General features: G+C 74.7%; 16 protein-coding genes. All 16 read right to left on the bottom strand.

What is annotated here, in order from left to right:
- Positions 1-83: 83 nt before the first annotated feature.
- The 16 genes from ACPCUX_RS01005 to ACPCUX_RS00930 all read right to left on the bottom strand — a co-directional run bounded on the left by ACPCUX_RS01005 (position 84) and on the right by ACPCUX_RS00930 (position 18,887).
- Positions 84-725 (bottom strand): Trp biosynthesis-associated membrane protein, encoded by a 642-nt coding sequence (locus tag ACPCUX_RS01005; protein ID WP_423387991.1) that lies wholly within the window; start codon positions 723-725, stop codon positions 84-86.
- Positions 722-2,299 (bottom strand): anthranilate synthase component I, encoded by a 1,578-nt coding sequence (locus tag ACPCUX_RS01000; protein WP_061267739.1) that lies wholly within the window; start codon positions 2,297-2,299, stop codon positions 722-724. The genes ACPCUX_RS01005 and ACPCUX_RS01000 overlap by 4 nt, the downstream gene beginning before the upstream one ends.
- Entirely contained in the window at positions 2,296-2,763 is a 468-nt protein-coding gene (hisI, locus tag ACPCUX_RS00995) for a phosphoribosyl-AMP cyclohydrolase (RefSeq protein WP_076404777.1), read from the bottom strand. Before hisI ends, ACPCUX_RS01000 begins: the two co-directional genes overlap by 4 nt.
- Positions 2,764-2,847: 84 nt before the next feature.
- The gene (locus ACPCUX_RS00990) at positions 2,848-4,737 is read right to left on the bottom strand and encodes an ABC transporter ATP-binding protein (protein ID WP_423387990.1); all 1,890 of its coding nucleotides are present in this window, start codon (positions 4,735-4,737) and stop codon (positions 2,848-2,850) included.
- A complete protein-coding gene (locus tag ACPCUX_RS00985) occupies positions 4,734-6,641 on the bottom strand; it encodes an ABC transporter ATP-binding protein (RefSeq protein WP_423388038.1) in 1,908 nt (635 codons plus the stop codon). The genes ACPCUX_RS00990 and ACPCUX_RS00985 overlap by 4 nt, the downstream gene beginning before the upstream one ends.
- Positions 6,642-6,893: 252 nt before the next feature.
- The gene (hisF, locus tag ACPCUX_RS00980; RefSeq protein WP_043651192.1) at positions 6,894-7,664 is read right to left on the bottom strand and encodes an imidazole glycerol phosphate synthase subunit HisF; all 771 of its coding nucleotides are present in this window, start codon (positions 7,662-7,664) and stop codon (positions 6,894-6,896) included.
- Positions 7,661-8,731 (bottom strand): FKBP-type peptidyl-prolyl cis-trans isomerase, encoded by a 1,071-nt coding sequence (locus ACPCUX_RS00975; RefSeq protein ID WP_249355906.1) that lies wholly within the window; start codon positions 8,729-8,731, stop codon positions 7,661-7,663. The genes hisF and ACPCUX_RS00975 overlap by 4 nt, the downstream gene beginning before the upstream one ends.
- 13 nt (positions 8,732-8,744) lie before the next feature.
- Positions 8,745-10,106, bottom strand: coding sequence for a Pup--protein ligase (gene pafA, locus ACPCUX_RS00970; RefSeq protein ID WP_021479769.1), 1,362 nt, complete (start codon positions 10,104-10,106; stop codon positions 8,745-8,747).
- A 6-nt stretch (positions 10,107-10,112) separates the two neighbouring features.
- Positions 10,113-10,889, bottom strand: coding sequence for a proteasome subunit alpha (gene prcA, locus ACPCUX_RS00965; protein ID WP_171467938.1), 777 nt, complete (start codon positions 10,887-10,889; stop codon positions 10,113-10,115).
- Positions 10,886-11,809, bottom strand: a complete 924-nt coding sequence (gene prcB, locus ACPCUX_RS00960; RefSeq protein ID WP_082774448.1) for a proteasome subunit beta — start codon at positions 11,807-11,809, stop codon at positions 10,886-10,888. The genes prcA and prcB overlap by 4 nt, the downstream gene beginning before the upstream one ends.
- 19 nt (positions 11,810-11,828) lie before the next feature.
- On the bottom strand, positions 11,829-12,029 hold the full coding sequence (locus ACPCUX_RS00955) for a ubiquitin-like protein Pup (protein ID WP_021479766.1): 201 nt from the start codon (positions 12,027-12,029) through the stop codon (positions 11,829-11,831).
- Positions 12,030-12,179: 150 nt separating this feature from the next.
- Positions 12,180-13,817, bottom strand: a complete 1,638-nt coding sequence (gene dop, locus ACPCUX_RS00950) for a depupylase/deamidase Dop (protein WP_423388037.1) — start codon at positions 13,815-13,817, stop codon at positions 12,180-12,182.
- An 86-nt stretch (positions 13,818-13,903) separates the two neighbouring features.
- Positions 13,904-15,562, bottom strand: coding sequence for a proteasome ATPase (gene arc, locus ACPCUX_RS00945; protein WP_021479740.1), 1,659 nt, complete (start codon positions 15,560-15,562; stop codon positions 13,904-13,906).
- 180 nt (positions 15,563-15,742) lie between these two features.
- Positions 15,743-16,885 (bottom strand): tRNA (adenine-N1)-methyltransferase, encoded by a 1,143-nt coding sequence (locus ACPCUX_RS00940; protein ID WP_081599748.1) that lies wholly within the window; start codon positions 16,883-16,885, stop codon positions 15,743-15,745.
- A 71-nt stretch (positions 16,886-16,956) separates the two neighbouring features.
- On the bottom strand, positions 16,957-18,135 hold the full coding sequence (locus ACPCUX_RS00935) for a site-2 protease family protein (RefSeq protein ID WP_423387989.1): 1,179 nt from the start codon (positions 18,133-18,135) through the stop codon (positions 16,957-16,959).
- Between the two features lie 71 nt (positions 18,136-18,206).
- Positions 18,207-18,887 (bottom strand): HAD family hydrolase, encoded by a 681-nt coding sequence (locus tag ACPCUX_RS00930; protein ID WP_043652642.1) that lies wholly within the window; start codon positions 18,885-18,887, stop codon positions 18,207-18,209.
- Between the last annotated feature and the right edge of the window lie 176 nt (positions 18,888-19,063).

The following is a 19,063-nucleotide window of genomic DNA, read 5'->3' as shown; positions in this document are numbered from 1 at the left end:
GTGGTCAGAGCCTATCGGACCGGGCCGGGGCCCGTCCCGTCGCGGGACGTCGGCGGACGTCGCGTGGGACACGTCCGCGCTGCTCAGCGGTCCGTGGGGTCCTCGCCGCGGGAGAGCGCGTCCCACGCGTCGTGGTCGGAGACGTCCTCGGCGTCGGCGGGGCCGGCCGCGCCCTTGGCCTCGGGCGTCCCGTCCGCGGGCGTGCCGGCTGCCGTCGCGGGCGCCGCCCCGGCCCGCTCGTGCCGCGTCGAGGCGCTCGCCCACGACCGCGCGCCGCGCGCCACCCACACCACCACGAGCACGGTGAGCACGCCGAGCACGGCCGCCACCCAGGGCGCCGCGGTGAGCTCGACCGGTGCGATCAGCTCCGTCACGCCCGTCGCCTCGGCCACCGCCGACCGGGCGGTCGGTTCCGGGTCGATCGCGACGCTCAGCGCCGACACCGTCGCGACGACGCCGCTCGCCGCCGCGACCGCCAGGACGACCCACCGGCCGACCCGTCCCACGAGGCCGAGCGCGAGCGCGGCCGCGACGAGCACGAGCGCGGCCGCGCTCACGCCGGGTGCGGCCGACGTGCCGGCCACCGCGACGTCGATCTGCGGGTCGAGCGCGGTGGCCCCCGTCGTGCGCAGCCACGTGGGCACGGCCGCCGCGAGGGTCGCGCCCCCGAGGAGCAGCAGGACCCAGATGGCCGTGCGGCGGGCCGGGCCGCCGGGGCGGCTCACGCGAGCCCCCGCAGCCGCGCCGCGACCTGCACGGCGCGGACCGCCGCGGCCGCCTTGTTGCGCGACTCCGCGTACTCGAGCGCCGGCACGGAGTCGGCGACGATCCCGCCCCCGGCCTGGACGCTCGCGCGCCCGTCGCGGATCAGCGCCGTGCGGATGGCGATCGCCATGTCCATGTTCCCGTCGAAGTCGAAGTACCCGGCCGTCCCACCGTAGATCCCGCGCGAGGCGGGCTCGAGCTCGTCGATGAGGGCGATCGCGCGCGGCTTGGGCGCGCCCGAGAGCGTCCCCGCGGGGAACGTGGCCCGGAAGGCGTCGAGCGCCGTCGCGCCGTCGCGCAGCGTGCCGACGACCGTCGAGCACAGGTGCATGATGTGGCTGAACCGCTTGGTCGCCATGAACTCCACGACCTCGACCGACGTCGGCTCGCAGACCTTGACGAGGTCGTTGCGCGAGAGGTCGACGAGCATGATGTGCTCCGCGAGCTCCTTGGGGTCCTCGCGCAGCTCCTCCCCGAGCGCGACGTCCTCCTCGGGCGTGGCGCCGCGCGGCCGCGAGCCCGCGATGGGGAACGTCGTGACCCGCCCGTCCTCGACCTTGACCAGCGTCTCCGGGCTCGACCCGACGACCGCGAAGTCGCGCCCGTCCGCGTCCGTGAGCTGGAAGTAGTACATGTACGGGCTCGGGTTGATCGTGCGCAGCGCCCGGTAGACGTCCAGCGGGTCCGCCGGGCAGTCGAGGTCCAGGCGCTGCGAGAGGACGACCTGGAAGACCTCGCCCTCGCGGATCGCGTCCTTGCCCGCCACGACGGACGCCTCGAACTCGTCGCGCGTCGAGCGGAACTCGAGCTCCGGCTCGACGGCGTCGGCGGCCACGACCGACGCGACGTGCGCACCGCCCGCGACGAGGCGCGCCTGCATCGCGTCCAGGCGCCGCACCGCGTCGGCGTACGCCTCGTCGACCCGTTCGTCCGTGTCGTCGAAGTTGATCGCGTTCGCCACGAGCCACACGCTGCCCTCCGCGTGGTCGACGACCGCGAGGTCCGTCGCGAGGCACAGCGTGAGCTCCGGCACGCCCAGCTCGTCGGGCGCGTGCGCCGGCAGCGTCGGCTCCCAGTGCCGGATGACGTCCCACCCGATCGCGCCGGCGAGCCCGCCCGTGAGCGGCGGGAGGCCGTCGACCGCGGGCGTGCGCAGCACGTCGAGCGTCGCCTCCAGCACCTCGACCACGTCGCCCTCGCGCGGGACGCCCGCGGGCACGTCGCCCGACCACACCGCCCGGCCGTCGCGCGCCGTGAGGGTCGCGCGGGACGCGACGCCGACGAACGAGTACCGGGCCCAGCGCCCGTCCGACTCCGCGGACTCCAGCACGAAGGTGCCGGGCCGACCCTGCGCGAGGGTGCGGTAGAGCCCGACGGGCGTGACGTCGTCGGCCAGGAGGCGCCGCACGACCGGGACGACCCGGCGGGAGCGGGCGAGCGCGCGGAAGCCGTCGAGCACGGGCCACGTCGTGCCCCACGCGGGCCCGCCCGCGGGGACGGTGGTGGTGCCGGCCGGGTCGACGGTCGTGCTCACTGGTTCTCCTCCTCGGGGTCCGGTCCGACGGCGGGCGCGGCCCCGGCGTCCGGGGCACCGGGCGCGGACGGCAGCTCGCCGACGACGGCGCCCAGGTCTCCCCCGGCCTCGAAGCACGTGCGGGTGCCCGTGTGGCACGCGGCGCCGACCTGGTGCACGCGCACGAGGAGCGCGTCGCCGTCGCAGTCGAGCGCGACCGAGCGCACCACCTGGACGTGGCCCGACGTGTCGCCCTTGCGCCAGTACTCCTGGCGCGACCGGCTCCAGAACGTCACCCGCCCGGTGGTCAGGGTGCGGTGGAGCGCCTCGTCGTCCATCCAGCCGAGCATGAGCACCTCACCGGTGTCGTGCTGCTGGACGATCGCGGCGACCAGTCCGGCGTCGTCGCGCTTGAGCCGCGCGGCGACCTCGGGGTCGAGCGCGGACGGGGTCGTGGTCTGCGGGCCGGTCGTGGAGTCGGGCACCCGAGAATCCTGCCAGACGCCGGGCCGCCGCCGGTCCCCCGTCTCGCCCGACCCGGCGTGACGTCGGTCGCCCGGCCGGGCAGGTCAGCGGGTCTGGGAGACCCAGGCGTCGTGCATGCGGGCGTAGACCCCGCCCGCGCGGGCGAGGTCGTCGTGGTGGCCCACCTCCACGACGTGCCCGGCGTCGACGACGACGACGAGGTCGGCCGCCTCGGCCGTGGAGAGGCGGTGCGCGATCGTCAGCGTCGACCGGCCCGCGGTGAGCGACGCGAGCGCCCGCGCGATCCGGACCTCGGTCGCCGGGTCGACGGCGGACGTCGCCTCGTCCAGGACGAGCAGGTCCGCCTCCGCGAGGTACGCCCGGACGAGCGCGACGAGCTGCCGCTCGCCCGCGGAGAGGGACTCGCCCCGCTGGCCGACCGAGGAGTCGAGCCCGTCCGGCAGGTCCGCGACCCAGTCGGTGAGGCCGAGCCGCTCGACGGCCGCCTCGATCCGAGCACGACGCGCGGCAGCCGGCTCCTCCTCGGCGGCGCCCCGGAGCCCGTAGGCGACGTTGTCGGCGAGCGTCCCGTCGAACAGGAAGCCCTCCTGGGGCACGAGCACGACGCGCTCGCGCAGGGACGCCACGGACAGGTCGCGCAGGTCCGTGCCGTCCAGGAGCACACGCCCGCCCGTCGGGTCCATGAGCCGCGTGACGAGCTTCGCGATCGTCGTCTTTCCCGAGCCGGTCGCGCCGACGACGGCGACCGAGGCGCGCGCCGGGAGGTCGAGATCGACGCCGTGCAGCACCTCGGGCCCGTCGGGGTAGGCGAACCGGACGCCCTCGAGGCGCACGTGGGCCGGGCCGCGCGGGCTGCGCACGCCGTCGGGGCCCTTGTCGACGACCTCGACCGGCGTCTCCAGGACCGCGAGGACGCGGCGCCAGCCCGCCACGGCGTTCTGCAGCTCGTTGAGGATCTCCGTCGCCATCTGGACCGGCCCGGTGAAGAGCTGGACGAGGAAGAGGAAGGCGAGGAGCTGGCCCACCGAGATGTCGCCCGCCACGCCGAGCAGCGACCCGACGACCACGACGACCGCGAGCACGAGGTTCGCCACGAGCACGCCGCTCGAGAACACGACGGCGACCAGCTTCTGCGCCCGGACCATCGCGCGCCGCGTCGCGTCGACCGCGGCGTCGACGCGGCGGGCCGTCCGGGCTCCGGCGCCGTACGCGCGGATGGTCTCCGCGCCGACGACGGACTCCGAGATCGCGCCGAGCATCGCGCCGACCCGCGCGCGGACCTGAGTGTAGGCGTCGTTGACCCGCGCCTGCGCGGGGCGCAGGACGAGGAACAGCGGCACGAAGCACGCCCACACCACGAGCGTGAGCTGCCACGAGTACACCGCCATGAGCGCCGTCGCGACGCCGATCTGCAGCACCGAGACGAGCAGCATGATGCCGCCCCACTGCACGAACAGCGAGATCGTGTCGACGTCGCTCGTGACGCGCGAGACGAGCGACCCGCGCCGCTCGGAGTTCTGGGTGAGCACCGACAGGTCGTGCACGTGCCGGAACGCGCGTACGCGCAGCGCGGCGAGGCCGGCCTCGGTCGACCGGAACAGGCGCACGTTGACGAGGGCCGAGCACAGCCCGGCGACGACGAGGATCACGGCGGCGACGCCCACGAGCACCGCGACGCGCGTCGTGTCCGGACCGCCGTCGGCGAGCACGCCCGTGTCGATGGTCTGCTGCACGGTCACGGGCACGACGACCCGGCCCAGCGCCGCGGCGACGGCGAGGCCGAGGGTCACCCAGATGCCGGCGAGGATCTGCGGCGAGACCTGCACGCCGCGACGCAGCGTCGCGAGGACGCCCAGGGAGCTCGCCGAGGCGATGCGCGCGTCGCCGGTGCGGACGTCCGCGCCGCCGTCGACGGCGGGGCCCGCGCCCCGGCGGGTCGACCGCCCGGGTCGTTCGGTCGTGGTCCGGGTCATTCCTCCAGCGCCCCCGTCTCGACGTGCCGCACGACGTCGTCCTCCTCCGTCTCCTCCTGGCGCGCGAGGTCGTCGTCCCGGCGACCGTCGCGGACCTGGTCGTCCTCGCCCGCGTCGCGCACCGAGTCGTCCGTCGCGTCGGCGCGCTCGTTCTCCCGGCGCTCCGCCTCGCGCGCGTACGCGGTCGCGAGCTCGCGGTACCCGGGATCGCGGGCGAGCAGCTCGTCGTGCGTCCCGACGTCCACCACCCGCCCCGACTCCACGTGCACGACGACGTCCGCGAGCGCGACGCTCGACATGCGGTAGGCGACCATGACGACCGTCGGGCGGTCGTCGCCGCCCCGCGCGACGCCCGCGAGGATCTCCTGCTCGACCCGCGGGTCGACGGCCGACGTCGCGTCGTCGAGGACGAGCAGGCGCGGACGCCGGACGAGCGCGCGCGCGATCGCGAGACGCTGGCGCTGGCCGCCGGACAGGTTGGCCCCCCGCTCCCCGAGCGGGGCGTCGAGGCCCTCCGGGAGCCGCTCGACGACGTCGTCCACGCGCGCGAGCCGCAGAGCCGCCCAGACCTCCGCGTCGTCCGGGCCGGGATCGCCGTCGTCGACGAGCGTGACGTTCGCGCGCACGGTGTCCTCGAACACGAACGCCTGCTGCGCGACGAGGGCGACCTGCGTCGTGAGGTCCGCCGCGCGCACGTCGCGCGCGTCGGTGCCGTCGAGGAGCACGCGCCCGCGCGTCGGGTCCGAGAGCCGCGCGAGGAGCGAGACGAGCGTCGTCTTGCCGGCGCCCGTCGGGCCGACGACGGCGACCGTCGTCCCCGGCGCCACGGTGAGGTCCACGCCGTCGAGCAGCGTGAGCTCGCGGCCGCCCGCCCGGACGTCGACACCGATGCCCTCGAGCCGCACGCCCAGCCCGGCACCCGTCCCGCTCAGGGCCGACGTCCCGGGACGCAGCACGCCCCCGGCGTCGACGACGCGGCTGATGCGCTCGTACCCGACGAGCGCGCGCGGGAGCTCGCCGAGGACCCAGCCGAACGCGCGGACCGGCACGGCCATCACGGTCAGGAGGTACGCGGCGGTGATGATGTCGCCGGGCGCGACGTCGCCCGCGGTGAGGCGCACGGTCCCGACGCCCAGCACGAGGAGCGTGCCGAGCGACGGCAGGAGCTCGATGACGGGGTCGAAGAACGCGCGCACGACACCGACCCGCACGTTCGCGGCGCGCAGCTCGTCGGTGCGCTCGGCGAAGCGGCGCTCCTCGCGGTCCGCGGTGCCGAGCGACGTGACGAGGAGCGCGGCCTCGAAGCTCTCGTGCGCGACGTCGGACACCTCGGCGCGCAGCTGCTGCGCCCGCGTGATGGCGGGCGACATGTAACGCTGGAACACGATGTTCACGGCGACGGCGACCGGGATGACCACGAGCGCCGCGCACGCGAGCCAGACGTCCACCCGGAAGAGCATCACGGCGGCGACGCCGATCATGACGACGACGCCCAGCGCGAACGGCAGCGGGTTGAAGACGCCCGTCGCGGCCTCGACGTCGGAGTTCGCGTTCGACAGGAGCTGCCCGGCCGGGTGCGAGCGGTGCCACGACATCGGCAGGCGCAGGTACTGGCGGGTCACCGCGGTGCGGTGGCGCGCCTGCAGCGCGGCGTACCCGTTGCCCGCGAAGATGCGCCGCGCGGCGACGCTCACCGCGAGCGAGAGCGCGATCCCGGCGAGCACGAGGCCCGCGACCCAGATGCGGCCGCGCGCGGCCTCGTCGCCCGCGAGCGCGGGCACCACGACCTCGTCGGTGACCCGGCCGACCGCGCCGCTCACGGCGACGGTCAGCGCGCCGAAGAGCGCGGAGGACCCGATCGCCAGCACGTACGTGCGGGGCTCGTCGCGGATGCCGCGCCCCATGAGCGCGAGCGAGCGGCGGACGCGGGAACCGGTGAGCGCGTGCGGTCGCCGGACCGACGGCTCGGCAGGGAGCCGGTCGCGGGGGCGGTCGTGCCGGGCGGCGGTGGCCGGCGGGTCGGTCGGGGCGGGCGGGGCGTCGGCGCCGGTGGGGCGCGTCCTGCTGCCGGGCACGGGACGGTCCTCGTCTTTCGTTCAGGGGGTGGCCCGATCCTCTCACGGGCTCCCGACACCGCCGCCGGGCGTCCGCGCCGGTCAGCGCACCTGCACGCCCTCGGCCCGCATCGCGTCCTTCACCTGACCGACGGTGAGGGCGCCGAAGTGAAAGACGCTCGCGGCGAGCACCGCGTCAGCCCCGGCGCGCGCCGCCGCCACGAAGTGCTCGGGCGTCCCCGCCCCGCCGCTCGCGATCAGCGGCACGCGCACCTCGGAGCGCACCGCGGCGAGCATCTCGAGGTCGAACCCGGCCGTCGTGCCGTCCGCGTCCATCGAGTTGAGCAGGATCTCGCCCGCGCCCAGCCCCGCGGCGCGCGACGCCCACTCCACGGCGTCGATCCCCGTGCCGCGACGCCCGCCGTGGGTCGTCACCTCGTAGCCGGACTCCGTCCGCACGTCGCCGGTCGTGCGGCGGGCGTCCACCGAGAGCACGAGCACCTGGCTGCCGAAGCGGTCCGCGATCTCCGCGATGAGCTCCGGGCGAGCGATCGCCGCCGTGTTCACGCCGACCTTGTCCGCGCCCGCGCGCAGGAGACGGTCCACGTCGTCCGCCGAGCGGACCCCGCCGCCGACCGTGAGCGGGACGAAGACCTGCTCGGCGGTCCGCCGCACGACGTCGTACGTCGTCTCCCGGTTGCCGGAGGACGCGGAGACGTCGAGGAACGTCAGCTCGTCGGCGCCCTCGGTGTCGTAGCGGGCGGCGAGCTCGACGGGGTCGCCCGCGTCGCGCAGGTTCTCGAAGTTCACGCCCTTGACGACGCGTCCCGCGTCGACGTCGAGGCACGGGATCACGCGGATCGCGACGGTCATGGGGAGTCTCCTCGGTCGGCCGGCGCTCCGCCGGTCGTGTCGGTGCCGGCCGTGCCGGTCGTGTCGGTGCCGGTGTCGGTGCCGGCTGTGTCGGCGGCCGTTCCGGTGTCGCCCGCGCTCTCCTCGGTCACGGGGAACTGGGCGTCGAGGATGTCGACGACGTAGACGAGCGTCTCGCCGGCCAGCGGGTTGGCGGTCGCGCCGTAGGCGAGGTCGGGCGGCACGACGAGGAGCACCTGGCTCCCCACCGACTGCTCGAGGAGCCCCTGCTCCCACCCCTCGATGACCTCGCCGATGCCGATCATCACCGACAGGGGCGCCGCGCCGTCGGTCCACGTCGAGTCGAAGACCTCGCCGTCGGACCAGCGCACGCCCGAGTACCGGACGGTGACCACCTGACCGACCTCGACCTGGCGCCCGTCGCCCCGGACGAGCGGCTGCACCACGAGGCCCGCGGGCGCCGCGGCCTCCGACGGGACGGTGACGCTCGGTGCGCCCTGCTCGTCGAGCGTCACCGTGGGCAGGCCGTCGACCGGCTCGACCGGCTCCCCGGACGCACGCGTCGGCAGGACGTCGACGACCAGGGCGACGGGGACGCCGTCGTCCACCTCGAGGCGCAGCAGGCGCGCTCCCACGCGCTGCCCGCGCAGGAGGTCGCGCAGCTCGCGGCCGACGGACTCGTCGGTCAGCGTGCGCCAGCGCGGCGCGTCCGTGTACGTGTTCTGCAGGACGGTGCCGTCGCGCAGGTCCTCCGCGTAGAGGTTGAGCAGCAGCGGGCCGCCGTCGACGAGCTCCGCCCCGGCGCCCGGCCACACGACCTCCGACCGCGCGTCCGGCACGTCGAGCGGCGCGCGGTACTCCAGCGCGGGCGGGGCGCCGGACGAGCCGGCGACCGTGAGGTCGGTGTTGAGCGGCGTCTCCGTCGCGTCCTCCGGCTCCGTGCACGCACCGAGCACGAGCGCCGCGAGGAGCGCCACGAGCAGCACGAGCGCGGCCCGGGACGCGGGCGCACGACGAGCGCGCCGGACGCCCCGAGGGCGCCCGGCCGCGAGGGCCAGGTTCGTCACATCACGTCCTGCATCACATCGACTCGATGAGGCGCTCCACGCGCTCGTCGACGTTCCGGAACGGGTCCTTGCACAGCACGGTGCGCTGCGCCTGGTCGTTGAGCTTGAGGTGCACCCAGTCCACCGTGTAGTCGCGGCGGGCCTCCTGCGCGGCGCGCACGAAGTCGCCGCGCAGCTTGGCGCGCGTGGTCTGCGGCGGCACGGCCGTCGACTCGAACACCTCGAGGTCGGTGGTGACGCGCTCGACCATGCCGCGCGCCGCGAGCAGGTTGTACAGCCCCTCGGTGCGCGAGATGTCGTGGTAGGCGAGGTCGAGGCGCGCGATCCGCGGGTCGTCGAGCTCGAGACCGTGCTTCGCCTGGTAACGCTGGATCAGGCGGTACTTGATGACCCAGTCCAGCTCGCGGTCGACGAGCGAGAGGTCGCCCGTCTCGAGGGCGCGCAGCCCGCGCTCCCACAGGTCGAGCACCTGCTTGACGACGGGCGTCGGCGCGACGTCCTGCTCGACGAACTCGCGCACGCGCTGGAGGTACTCGCCCTGGAGGTCGATCGCGGTGACCGTCCGGCCGCTCGCGAGCTGGACGGGCTGCTTGCCCGTCATGTCGTGGCTGATCTCGCGGATCGACCGGATGGGGTTCTCGAGCGCCAGGTCCCGCATGGGGACCCCCGCCTCGACCATGCGCAGGATGAGGTCGGTCGAGCCGACCTTGAGCATGGTCGTCGTCTCCGCCATCGAGGAGTCGCCGACGATGACGTGCAGGCGCCGATAGCTCTCGGCGTCGGCGTGCGGCTCGTCGCGCGTGTTGATGATCGGGCGCGACCTGGTCGTCGCGCTCGACACCGCCTCCCAGATGTGGTCGGCGCGCTGGGACAGGCAGTACACGGCGCCGCGCGGCGTCGCGAGGACCTTGCCGGCGCCCGTGAGCACCTGGCGCGTGATGAGGAACGGCACGAGGACGTCCGAGAGGCGCGCGAAGTCGCCCTGGCGTCGCACGAGGTAGTTCTCGTGGCAGCCGTACGAGTTGCCCGCCGAGTCGGTGTTGTTCTTGAACAGGTGGATCCGGCCGGGCAGTCCCTCGTGCTCGAGCCGCTGCTGCGCGTCCGCCACGAGGCCCTCGAGGATCCGCTCGCCGCCACGGTCGTACGCGACGAGCTGACGGACGTCGTCGCACTCCGCCGTCGCGTACTCGGGGTGCGAGCCGACGTCCAGGTACAGCCGCGAGCCGTTGCGCAGGAACACGTTCGACGACCGGCCCCAGGCGACCACCTTGCGGAACAGGTACCGCGCGACCTCGTCCGCCGAGAGCCCGCGCCCGTCGTCGGACGCGCACGTCACGCCGTACTCGGTCTCCAGCCCGAAGATCCTGCGGTCCATGCGGCGCTACCCCTCGTCCGTCGGGCCGGCGCCCGTCGTGTCGTCGGGCGCGCCCTCGGCGGTCCCGTCGGTGGTGGACGCCGCGTCGTCGTCCGCGAGGAGGCCCTCGAGGACGGAGCCCGTGAGACGGCGGAACGCGCGCCGGGGCCGGGTGCGGTCCAGGACGGCCACCTCGAGCTGCGCGGCCGGGATGGTGCGGGCGTCGTCCCCCTCGCCGCCGGACGCGAGCGCGTGCACCGCCAGGCGCAGCACCTCGGCGAGCCCGAGACCGGGCCGCCACGCGTCCTGGAGCACGCGACCGAGCTGGTCGGCCTGGCCGCCCATGACGACCACGCCCTGCTCGTCGGCGACGGAGCCGTCGTAGGAGATGCGGTAGAGCTGGTCCTGCTCCGCCGTGCGACCGACCTCCGCGACGACGAGCTCGACCTCGAGCGGCTTCGACTCCGTGGTGAACACCGTGCCGAGCGTCTGGGCGTACGCGTTCGCGAGACCGCGCGCGTTGACGTCCGTGCGGTCGTAGGAGTAGCCGCGCAGGTCCGCGTACCGCACCCCGGCGACGCGCAGGTTCTCGAACTCGTTGTACTTGCCCACCGCGGCGAACGCGATGCGGTCGTAGATCTCCGAGATCTTGTGCAGCGCGCGCGACGGGTTCTCCGTCGCGAACGCGATGCCGTCCTCGTAGGCGAGGACCACGACCGACCGGCCGCGCGCGATGCCCTTGCGCGCGAAGTCCGCCCGGTCCTTCATCAGCTGCTCGGGCGAGACGTAGAAAGGCATGTTCACGCGTCGTCACCTCCGGTCGGGCCGTCCTGCGGGCGGTCGTGCGGGACGGCCTCGGCGTTCGTCACCGGGGGACGGCCGCGCTCCACGCCCGCCCCGGAGCGCTCCGCCACGATCTGCTCGACGACCGCCGCGAGCTCGTCGTCCGGCACGCGCTCGTAGCCGTCGGCCGTGACGACCGCGACCACCGGCCAGATGCGGCGGACCGGGTCCGGGCCGCCGGTGGCCGAGTCGTCGTCCGCCGCGTCGTAGAGCGCCTCGACCGCGACGCGCACGGAGGCCGCCCGGTCGAGACCGGTGCGCCACAGCTTCTTCAGGGAGCCGCGCGCGAAGACCGAGCCCGACCCCACCGAGTGGTACGCCCGCTCCTCGTACCGCCCGCCCGTGACGTCGTACGAGAAGATCCGGCCGGCACCGCGGTCGAGGTCGAACCCGGCGAAGAGCGGCACGACCGCGAGGCCCTGCATGGCGAGGCCGAGGTTCTGCCGGATCATCGTCGACAGGCGGTTCGCCTTGCCGTCGAGCGAGAGCAGCGCGCCCTCGATCTTCTCGTAGTGCTCGAGCTCGAGCTGGAACAGGCGCACGAGCTCGACGGCGATCCCCGCCGTCCCGGCGATGCCCACGGCCGAGTACTCGTCGGCCGGGAAGACCTTCTCGATCTCCCGGTTCGCGATCATCGAGCCCATCGTCGCGCGGCGGTCCCCCGCCATCACGACGCCCGCGCCCACGCCCTCGGCGCCGAACGTCAGCGCCACGATCGTGGTGGCGTGCGGCGCGTCCGGAAGCGTGCCGGACGCCGCGTGCCCGGCCACGCGGTGCGACGGCAGCAGGTCGGGGGCGTGCCCGGACAGGAACTCCAGGAAGGACGACGACCCGGGGGTCGTGAACGCGTCGGGCAGGCGCCCGGGCTGGTCCGTGCTCATCGGGTTGCCGTCACCCTTCCTACTCGCCGCCCTTCTGCACGAAGCCCCGGACGAAGGACTCCGCGTTCGTCTCCAGGACCTCGTCGATCTCCTCGAGGAGCGCATCCACCTCGGCGTCGCGCGACTGCGCCTGCGGCGCGACCGGGGTCGCCGGGGCCTCGGGCTCGTCGTCGGGACGCCGGTCCTCGTGCGACGCGTGCGTGCGTTCGGTACCCGCCATGGCTGCCTCCTCGTCCGTCGGCCGGCCTCGCGCCGACGCTCTGTCCGTTCCAACCCCGTCCGGGCTCGCGCCCTTCCCGGCCCTGCTCGCACGCGGCGCCCCTCCCACGGAGGGCGGGCGCCGTCGTGCGTCCAGCCTAGTCGCCGCCGGTCACGACGGGCCTGCCAGACCCGCCAGCAGCACGGCGGCGTCCGGGCTCGCGTCGAGCAGCGCCCCGATGTGGGCGCGCGTCCCGCGCAGCGGGTCCATCATCGGGACGCGCTGGAGCGACGGCGCGCCCGGCACGTCGAAGATCACCGAGTCCCAGCTCGCCGCGGAGACCTCGTCGCCGTAGCGCGCCATGACCTCGCCGCGGAAGAACGCGCGCGTGTCCTCGGGCGCGTGGTGCACCGCCGCGCCGACCTCGCGCTCGGTGACCACCCGGTCCACGGCGTCGGCGGCGAGGAGGCGGTGGTAGATGCCGCGCTCGGGCCGCACGTCGGACCACTGGAGGTCCATCGCCGCGAGACGCGAGTGGCCCCAGTCGAGGCCGTCGCGCTCGCGCAGGCGGTCGAGGAGCCGGAGCTTCGCGACCCACTCGACGTCGCGCCCGCACGCGTCGCGGTCGGTCGCCAGGCGGTCGAGCACCGAGCGCCACCGCGCGAGCACGTCGCGCGTCGGGGCGTCGACCCCGTCCGGTCCCGCGAGGCGCTCCGCCGCGTCGGCGGCGACCTCCAGGTACTCGCGCTGGACCTCGAGCGCCGTCAGCTCGCGCCCGTCGGCGAGGGCGAGACGACGCGTCAGCTCGAGGTCGCGGCTCACGCGCTGGACGTCCGCGACCGGGTCCGCGAGGCGCAACCCGGCCAGGCGGGCGCGCACCTCCGGGCCGAGCTCCTCCAGGTGCTCGACGACGAAGAGCACGAGCGACGTCGTGCCCGTCTTGAGGTAGGTCGCGGTCTCGAACATGTTCGCGTCGCCGATGATGAGGTGCAGCCGGCGCCAGCGCTGCCGGTCCGCGTGCGGCTCGTCGCGCGTGTTGACGATGGGACGGCGCAGCGTCGTCTCCAGCCCGACCTCCGCCTCGACGTAGTCGGCGCGCTGGGAGATCTGGAACCCGTGCTCCTCCCCCGCCGGGCCGAGCCCCACGCGCCCCGAGCCGGCGAACACCTGCCGGGTCACGAGGAACGGCGTGAGCATCTCCACGAGGACGCCGAACGGCACCTCGCGGTCGACGAGGAAGTTCTCGTGGGTGCCGTAGCTCGCGCCCTTGCCGTCGACGTTGTTCTTGTAGAGCACGACGCCGCCGCCCGGCACCTGGGCCAGCTCGCGCGACGCGGCGAGCATGACCCGCTCCCCCGCCACGTCCCAGCACACGACGTCGTGCGGCACCGTGACCTCGGGCGAGGAGTACTCGGGGTGCGCGTGGTCCACGTAGAGCCGGGCGCCGTTGGTGAGGATGACGTTCGCCGCGCTCGGGTCGTCGTACTCCTCCGTCGTCGGTCGCGCCACCTCCTGGAGGGAGGCCTCGGCGCTGCCGCCCTCCGCGGCCCGGTCGACCGGACCCGACGGCGCGGGCCGCGACGGGTCGTCCGTGAGGAGGGACGGGTGCGCCGACGCGCGCGGCACGTGGAACCCCCGCGCGTCCTGCAGCGGGTCCTCGTCGTCGTAGTCCCAGCGCGCCCGGCCCCGGGCGCCGTCGCTGCGCGCGGCGAGCGCCCGGTACGTGGTGACGACCTGGCTCGACATGAGCATCGGGTTCGCCATCGGCTTCCCCGGCTGCAGGACGCCGTACTCCGTCTCGATCCCCATGACCCGTCGTACGCTCACGCGCTCACCCTATGTCCGCCCTCCGACGCCGCGCCGCGCCGTCCACGGGGCGGCGCGACCACGCCCCGCTACAGGTACTGGCCGGTGTTGGTGACCGTGTCGATGGTGCGCGGCGAGCCGCCCTCGCCCTTCTTCTGCACGATCGTGCGGATGAAGACGATGCGCTCGCCCTTCTTCCCGCTGATGCGCGCCCAGTCGTCGGGGTTGGTGGTGTTCGGCAGGTCCTCGTTCTCCTTGAACTCGTCGACGCACGCGGCGAGCAGGTGGTCGACGCGGATGCCGCGCTGTCCCGTGGCGAGGAGGTCCTTGATCGCCGACTTCTTCGCCCGGTCCACGACGTTCTGGATCATCGCGCCCGAGTTGAAGTCCTTGAAGTACAGGATCTCCTTGTCGCCGCTGGCGTAGGTGACCTCGAGGAACTGGTTCTCCTCCTCCTCGGAGTACATGCGCTCCACGACCGAGCGGATCATCGCGTCGAGGGCCTCGCGCTGGTTGCCGCCGTGCTCGGCGAGGTCGGCCGCGTGGATCGGCAGGTCCTCCGTGAGGTACTTGGCGAAGATCTCCTTGGCGCCCTCGGCGTCGGGCCGCTCGATCTTGATCTTCACGTCGAGGCGCCCCGGCCGCAGGATGGCGGGGTCGATCATGTCCTCGCGGTTCGACGCACCGATGACGATGACGTTGTCCAGCCGCTCGACGCCGTCGATCTCGGCGAGGAGCTGGGGCACGATCGTCGTCTCGACGTCGGACGACAGCCCCGTCCCGCGGGTGCGGAACAGCGACTCCATCTCGTCGAAGAACACGACGACGGGCGTCCCCTGCGACGCCTTCTCCCGAGCGCGGGCGAAGATCAGCCGGATGTGCCGCTCGGTCTCCCCCACGTACTTGTTGAGCAGCTCGGGGCCCTTGACGTTGAGGAAGTAGCTGCGCGCCGCGCCCGAGCCGTCCTCCACCTGCTCGCCGCGCGCCCGCGCCACCGTGTGCGCGAGCGAGTTGGCGACGGCCTTGGCGATGAGCGTCTTGCCGCACCCGGGCGGCCCGTACAGCAGCACGCCCTTGGGCGGGTGCAGGCCGTGCTCGCGGAACAGGTCGGGGTGCGTGAAGGGCAGCTCGACGGCGTCGCGGATCTGCTCGATCTGGGGCCCGAGACCGCCGATGTCCTCGTACTCGATGTCCGGGACCTCTTCGAGGACGAGCTCCTCGACCTCGGACTTCGGGATGACCTCGAACACGAAGCCGCTGCGCGTGTCGATGGTGAGCGAGTCGCCCACGCGGAGCGTCGTGCGCGCGACCGACCCGGCGAGCCGCACGACCCGCTCCTCGTCGGCCCGGCCGACGACGAGCACGCGGTCGGCGTCGAGGATCTCCTTGACCGTGACGATCTCGCCCGTGCGCTCGTAGCCGCCCGCGGCGACGACGGTCATCGCCTCGTTGAGCTTGACCTCCTGGCCCGGGCGCAGGCGCTGGACGTCGAGGCTGGGGCTCGCGCCGACGTGCATCTTGCGCCCGGCGGCGGACACGTCGACCGACCCGTCCGGGTGCGCGGCGAGGAACACCGCGTACGTCCCCGGGGGCTTGGCGAGGTCGTCGATCTGCCGCTTGAGGTCGAGGATCTGGTCCCGGGCCGCGCGCAGCGCCTCGGCGAGCCTCTCGTTCTTCGCGGACAGCAGCGCGAGCTCGCGCGCGCCGTCCTGCGGGGCCTGGTCGCTACGGCCGAATGTCTCGCTCATCGGGTGTCCCTCTCGCCGCCGGCTCGCCCGACCACGGGTGGACGGCGGACGACGGGCCTCGCGAGGCGCCCGTGCCGACCATCGTCCGGCGGTCGGGTGTAGACCTTAGGCACAAGTCTCGCCCGTGCACACGGACGACACCCAGGGTGAGACGGCGGCGCCCCGATCGTTACCGGACCGTCACGCGCCCGACACGTCGGGCGCCCCGTCGGCGTCTTCCGCGCCCTTCTGCACGCCGTGCTCCGCGCCCGGACCGGTCGTCTGCTCGGGGCCCTGGCCGACGTCGCGCCGCACGCGCCGGATCTTCTTCTCGGAGACCGGGCGCTCGCCCAGCTCCTCGGGCGACCACTGCTCGGCGTCGGTCGGGTACGCGCCCTTGGCCGGGCGGCGCTTGCGCTCGGGCGGCGCGACGCCGTCTGCGAGGCGCCGTGCGGTGAGCAGGAACCCGGTGTGCCCGATCATGCGGTGCTGCGGCCGCACCGCGAGACCCTCGAGGTGCCAGCCCCGCACCATCGACTCCCACGCGACGGGCTCCGCGTAGCGGCCGTCGGCCCGCAGGTCCTCCGCGAGGCGTGAGAGCTGGGTCGTCGTGGCGACGTAGCACACGAGGACGCCGCCGGGCACGAGCGCGCGCGCGACGACGTCGAGGTTCTCCCAGGGCGCGAGCATGTCGAGCACGACGCGGTCGACCGTGCCGTCCTCGGCGACGGTCGGGAGCACGTCGGCGAGGTCGCCCACGGAGAGCGTCCAGGCCGGGTGCTCGCCACCGAAGAACGTCTCGACGTTGCCGCGCGCGATCGCGGCGAAGTCCTCGCGCCGCTCGATCGAGTGGAGCTCGCCCGCGTCGCCGACGGCGCGCAGCAGCGACATCGTCAGCGCGCCCGACCCGACGCCCGCCTCGACGACGCGCGCGCCCGGGAAGATGTCCGCCATCGCGACGATCTGGCCGGCGTCCTTCGGGTAGACGACCGCCGCGCCGCGGGGCATCGAGAGCACGTAGTCCGCGAGGAGCGGACGCATCGCGAGGTACTCGATCTCGGCGGTGTTGCGCACGACGCTGCCCTCGGGGCGGCCGATGAGGTCGTCGTGCCGCAGGTAGCCCTTGTGCGTGTGGAACGTCGCGCCCGGCGCGAGCGTGATGGTGTGCAGGCGACCGCGCGGGTCCGTGAGCTGGACCTTGTCCCCCACGCGGAGCGGGCCGCGGCGCTCGTCCGCGCCCGTCGCACCGGGGCGGTCGGACGCGCCGTGCGCGGGGGCGGCTGCGCCGTCCCCACCGGGCTGCGGGGTCGGGTGGCCGGGCGTGGTGGCGGGCTCGGAGGTCACGGGCGACCATCCTACGGGCCGCCCGCCCCGCGCCCGACGCCGGTCGGTCGTGCGCGCGGACGACGCGCCGGTCACCGCCCGCGCCGGGCGTCCCGCAGCGCCGCGACGACCCGGGCGACCTCGAGCGCGCCGACGACGCGGCCGCCGTCGGTCACGACGACGACCGCCGCGTCCCGCCCGACGCGCGAGAGCTCGGCGAGCATGTCCTGCCCCGCGCTGTGGGCGTCGATCGTCGCGGCCCCGGGCAGGGGCACGGCGACGGCGCCGACCGGGGTCGTCTCGGCGGCGTCGGGCGGCACGGCCGCGGCCGCGGCGGGGTCCACGTACCCGAGGGGCCGGCCTGCGCCGTCCACCAGGACGGCCACCACGTGCGGGCCGCCCGCGAGCGCCACCGAGCGCCCGACCGCGCCGACCGTCGCCGTGGACGGCACGGCGACCGCGGGGCGCGCGAGGCTGCGGACGGTGAGCCCGGACACCGCCTCGCGGGTGCGCCCGACGGTGATGGCCTGCCCCGCGCCGCTCCACAGGAACGCCCCGATCAGCGCCGCCCAGGCGACGGTCCACAGGTCCGGCCGTCCGCCGTAGGCCAGCGGCCAGATGAGCGCCCACGCGACGACCCCGACGGCGACCGCGCGCCCGACCCATCCCGCTGCGACCGTGCCCTTCGTCCGCGACCCCGTCGCGGCCCACACGGCGGACTCGAGGATCTGGCCGCCGTCGAGCGGGAGGCCGGGCAGGAGGTTGAAGAACCCGACGAACGCGTTGGAGAACGCGCCCGCGTACAGCAGGAGGGCGGGCACGGAGAAGGTCGGCTGCGCCTGGAAGGTCACCCAGAACACGACCGCGAGCGCCAGGTTGGTCAGCGGGCCGACGACCGAGATGAGGAAGCCGTCGAGCGGGCGCGCCGACGTCCCGGAGTACGCCGTGTGGCCGCCCCAGAGCGTCACCGCGAGCTCGGTCACGTGCTGGCCCCGGGCGCGCGCGACGAGCGCGTGCGCGACCTCGTGCAGGAAGACGGACGCGAACAGCAGCAGCACGAACGCGAACGACACGAGGTAGATCTCGGGGCCGAGGTGCGGGGCGAGCCGCTGCACCGTCGGCGCGAACAGGACCGTGAGGATCGCCGCGGCGAGGAACCACGACGGTGTGAGGATCACCGGTGCGCCGACGACGCGGCCGATCACCCAGCCCTTCGTGCGCGGGCCTGCCGGTGCGGGCGTGCGGGGTGCTCGAGGTTCGGGTCCGTCCACCCTGAGAGCCTATGCGCTCGGCGGCTCCGTCCCGACGGCCCGCGCACCGTCGGGCAGGCCGTCCGGGCGCCTCAGGCGGCGTCGTCCTCCATGAGGTCGACGACGTCGCCCGCGACGAGACGCGACAGGAGCGCGACGTCGACGAGCTCGAGCGACGGCGTCCGGCTCAGGCCCGGCGCCGGGAGCACCGGGACCACGGCCTCGACGCCCAGGGTCGCGGCCCCCGCGGCGCGGGCCGAGGCGATCCCCGCGGGCGAGTCCTCGATCGCGACGCAGCGCGTGACGTCGACGCCGAGGCGCTGCGCGGCGAGGAGGTAGGGCTCCGGGTCGGGCTTGCCGCGCTCGACCTCGTCGCCGCAGACCAGCACCTGGAACGCGTCCGGCGGCGCCATCTCGGCGACGGGCTGGGCGAGCTCGCGGTAGGACATCGTGACGAGCGCGCACGGCACGCCCGCCTCGCGCAGCGCCGTGAGGAGCTCGCGCGCGCCGGGCTGCCACGGCACCTCGACGCGCACCTGCTCGATCACGCGCCCGATGAGGAACGCGACGATCTCGTCCACCGGCAGGTCGACACCGCCGCGCTCGCGCAGGATGCGCGCCGACTCGCGCAACGGGTTCCCGACGAGCGACATCGCGTCCTCGTGCGTCCACGTACCGCCGTGCGCGGCGACGAGCTCGTGCTCCGCCGCGATCCAGTAGGGCTCGGTGTCGACGAGCGTCCCGTCCATGTCCCACAGGACGGCCTCGGGCAACGCGGGGACCTCGGGACGCTCGGCAGAGCGCTGACCTGCGGACGTGCTGTCAGGACGAGAAGGCAAAGCGGTCTCCATCAACGGTCGTACGACGTACCCCTGCACCCTCGACCCTAACCGGGCGGCTCCGCCGCGAGCGCGCGCCGGAGTCACGGCGTGCGGTGGCGCGCGACGGC

It is taken from the genome of Cellulosimicrobium sp. AB352, from assembly GCF_049538415.1.
GTDB classification, from domain to species: Bacteria; Actinomycetota; Actinomycetes; order Actinomycetales; family Cellulomonadaceae; genus Cellulosimicrobium; species Cellulosimicrobium funkei.
This window is presented reverse-complemented; position numbering and strand designations above follow the sequence as displayed.

Coding starts and splice junctions, on each gene's coding strand:
- hisF (WP_043651192.1), bottom strand. CDS start 7,664: ATGACCGTCGCGATCCGCGTGATCCCGTGCCTCGACGTCGACGCGGGA.
- ACPCUX_RS00985 (WP_423388038.1), bottom strand. CDS start 6,641: ATGGGGCGCGGCATCCGCGACGAGCCCCGCACGTACGTGCTGGCGATC.
- dop (WP_423388037.1), bottom strand. CDS start 13,817: ATGGGGATCGAGACGGAGTACGGCGTCCTGCAGCCGGGGAAGCCGATG.
- pafA (WP_021479769.1), bottom strand. CDS start 10,106: ATGGACCGCAGGATCTTCGGGCTGGAGACCGAGTACGGCGTGACGTGC.
- ACPCUX_RS00955 (WP_021479766.1), bottom strand. CDS start 12,029: ATGGCGGGTACCGAACGCACGCACGCGTCGCACGAGGACCGGCGTCCC.
- prcB (WP_082774448.1), bottom strand. CDS start 11,809: ATGAGCACGGACCAGCCCGGGCGCCTGCCCGACGCGTTCACGACCCCC.
- arc (WP_021479740.1), bottom strand. CDS start 15,562: ATGAGCGAGACATTCGGCCGTAGCGACCAGGCCCCGCAGGACGGCGCG.
- ACPCUX_RS00990 (WP_423387990.1), bottom strand. CDS start 4,737: ATGACCCGGACCACGACCGAACGACCCGGGCGGTCGACCCGCCGGGGC.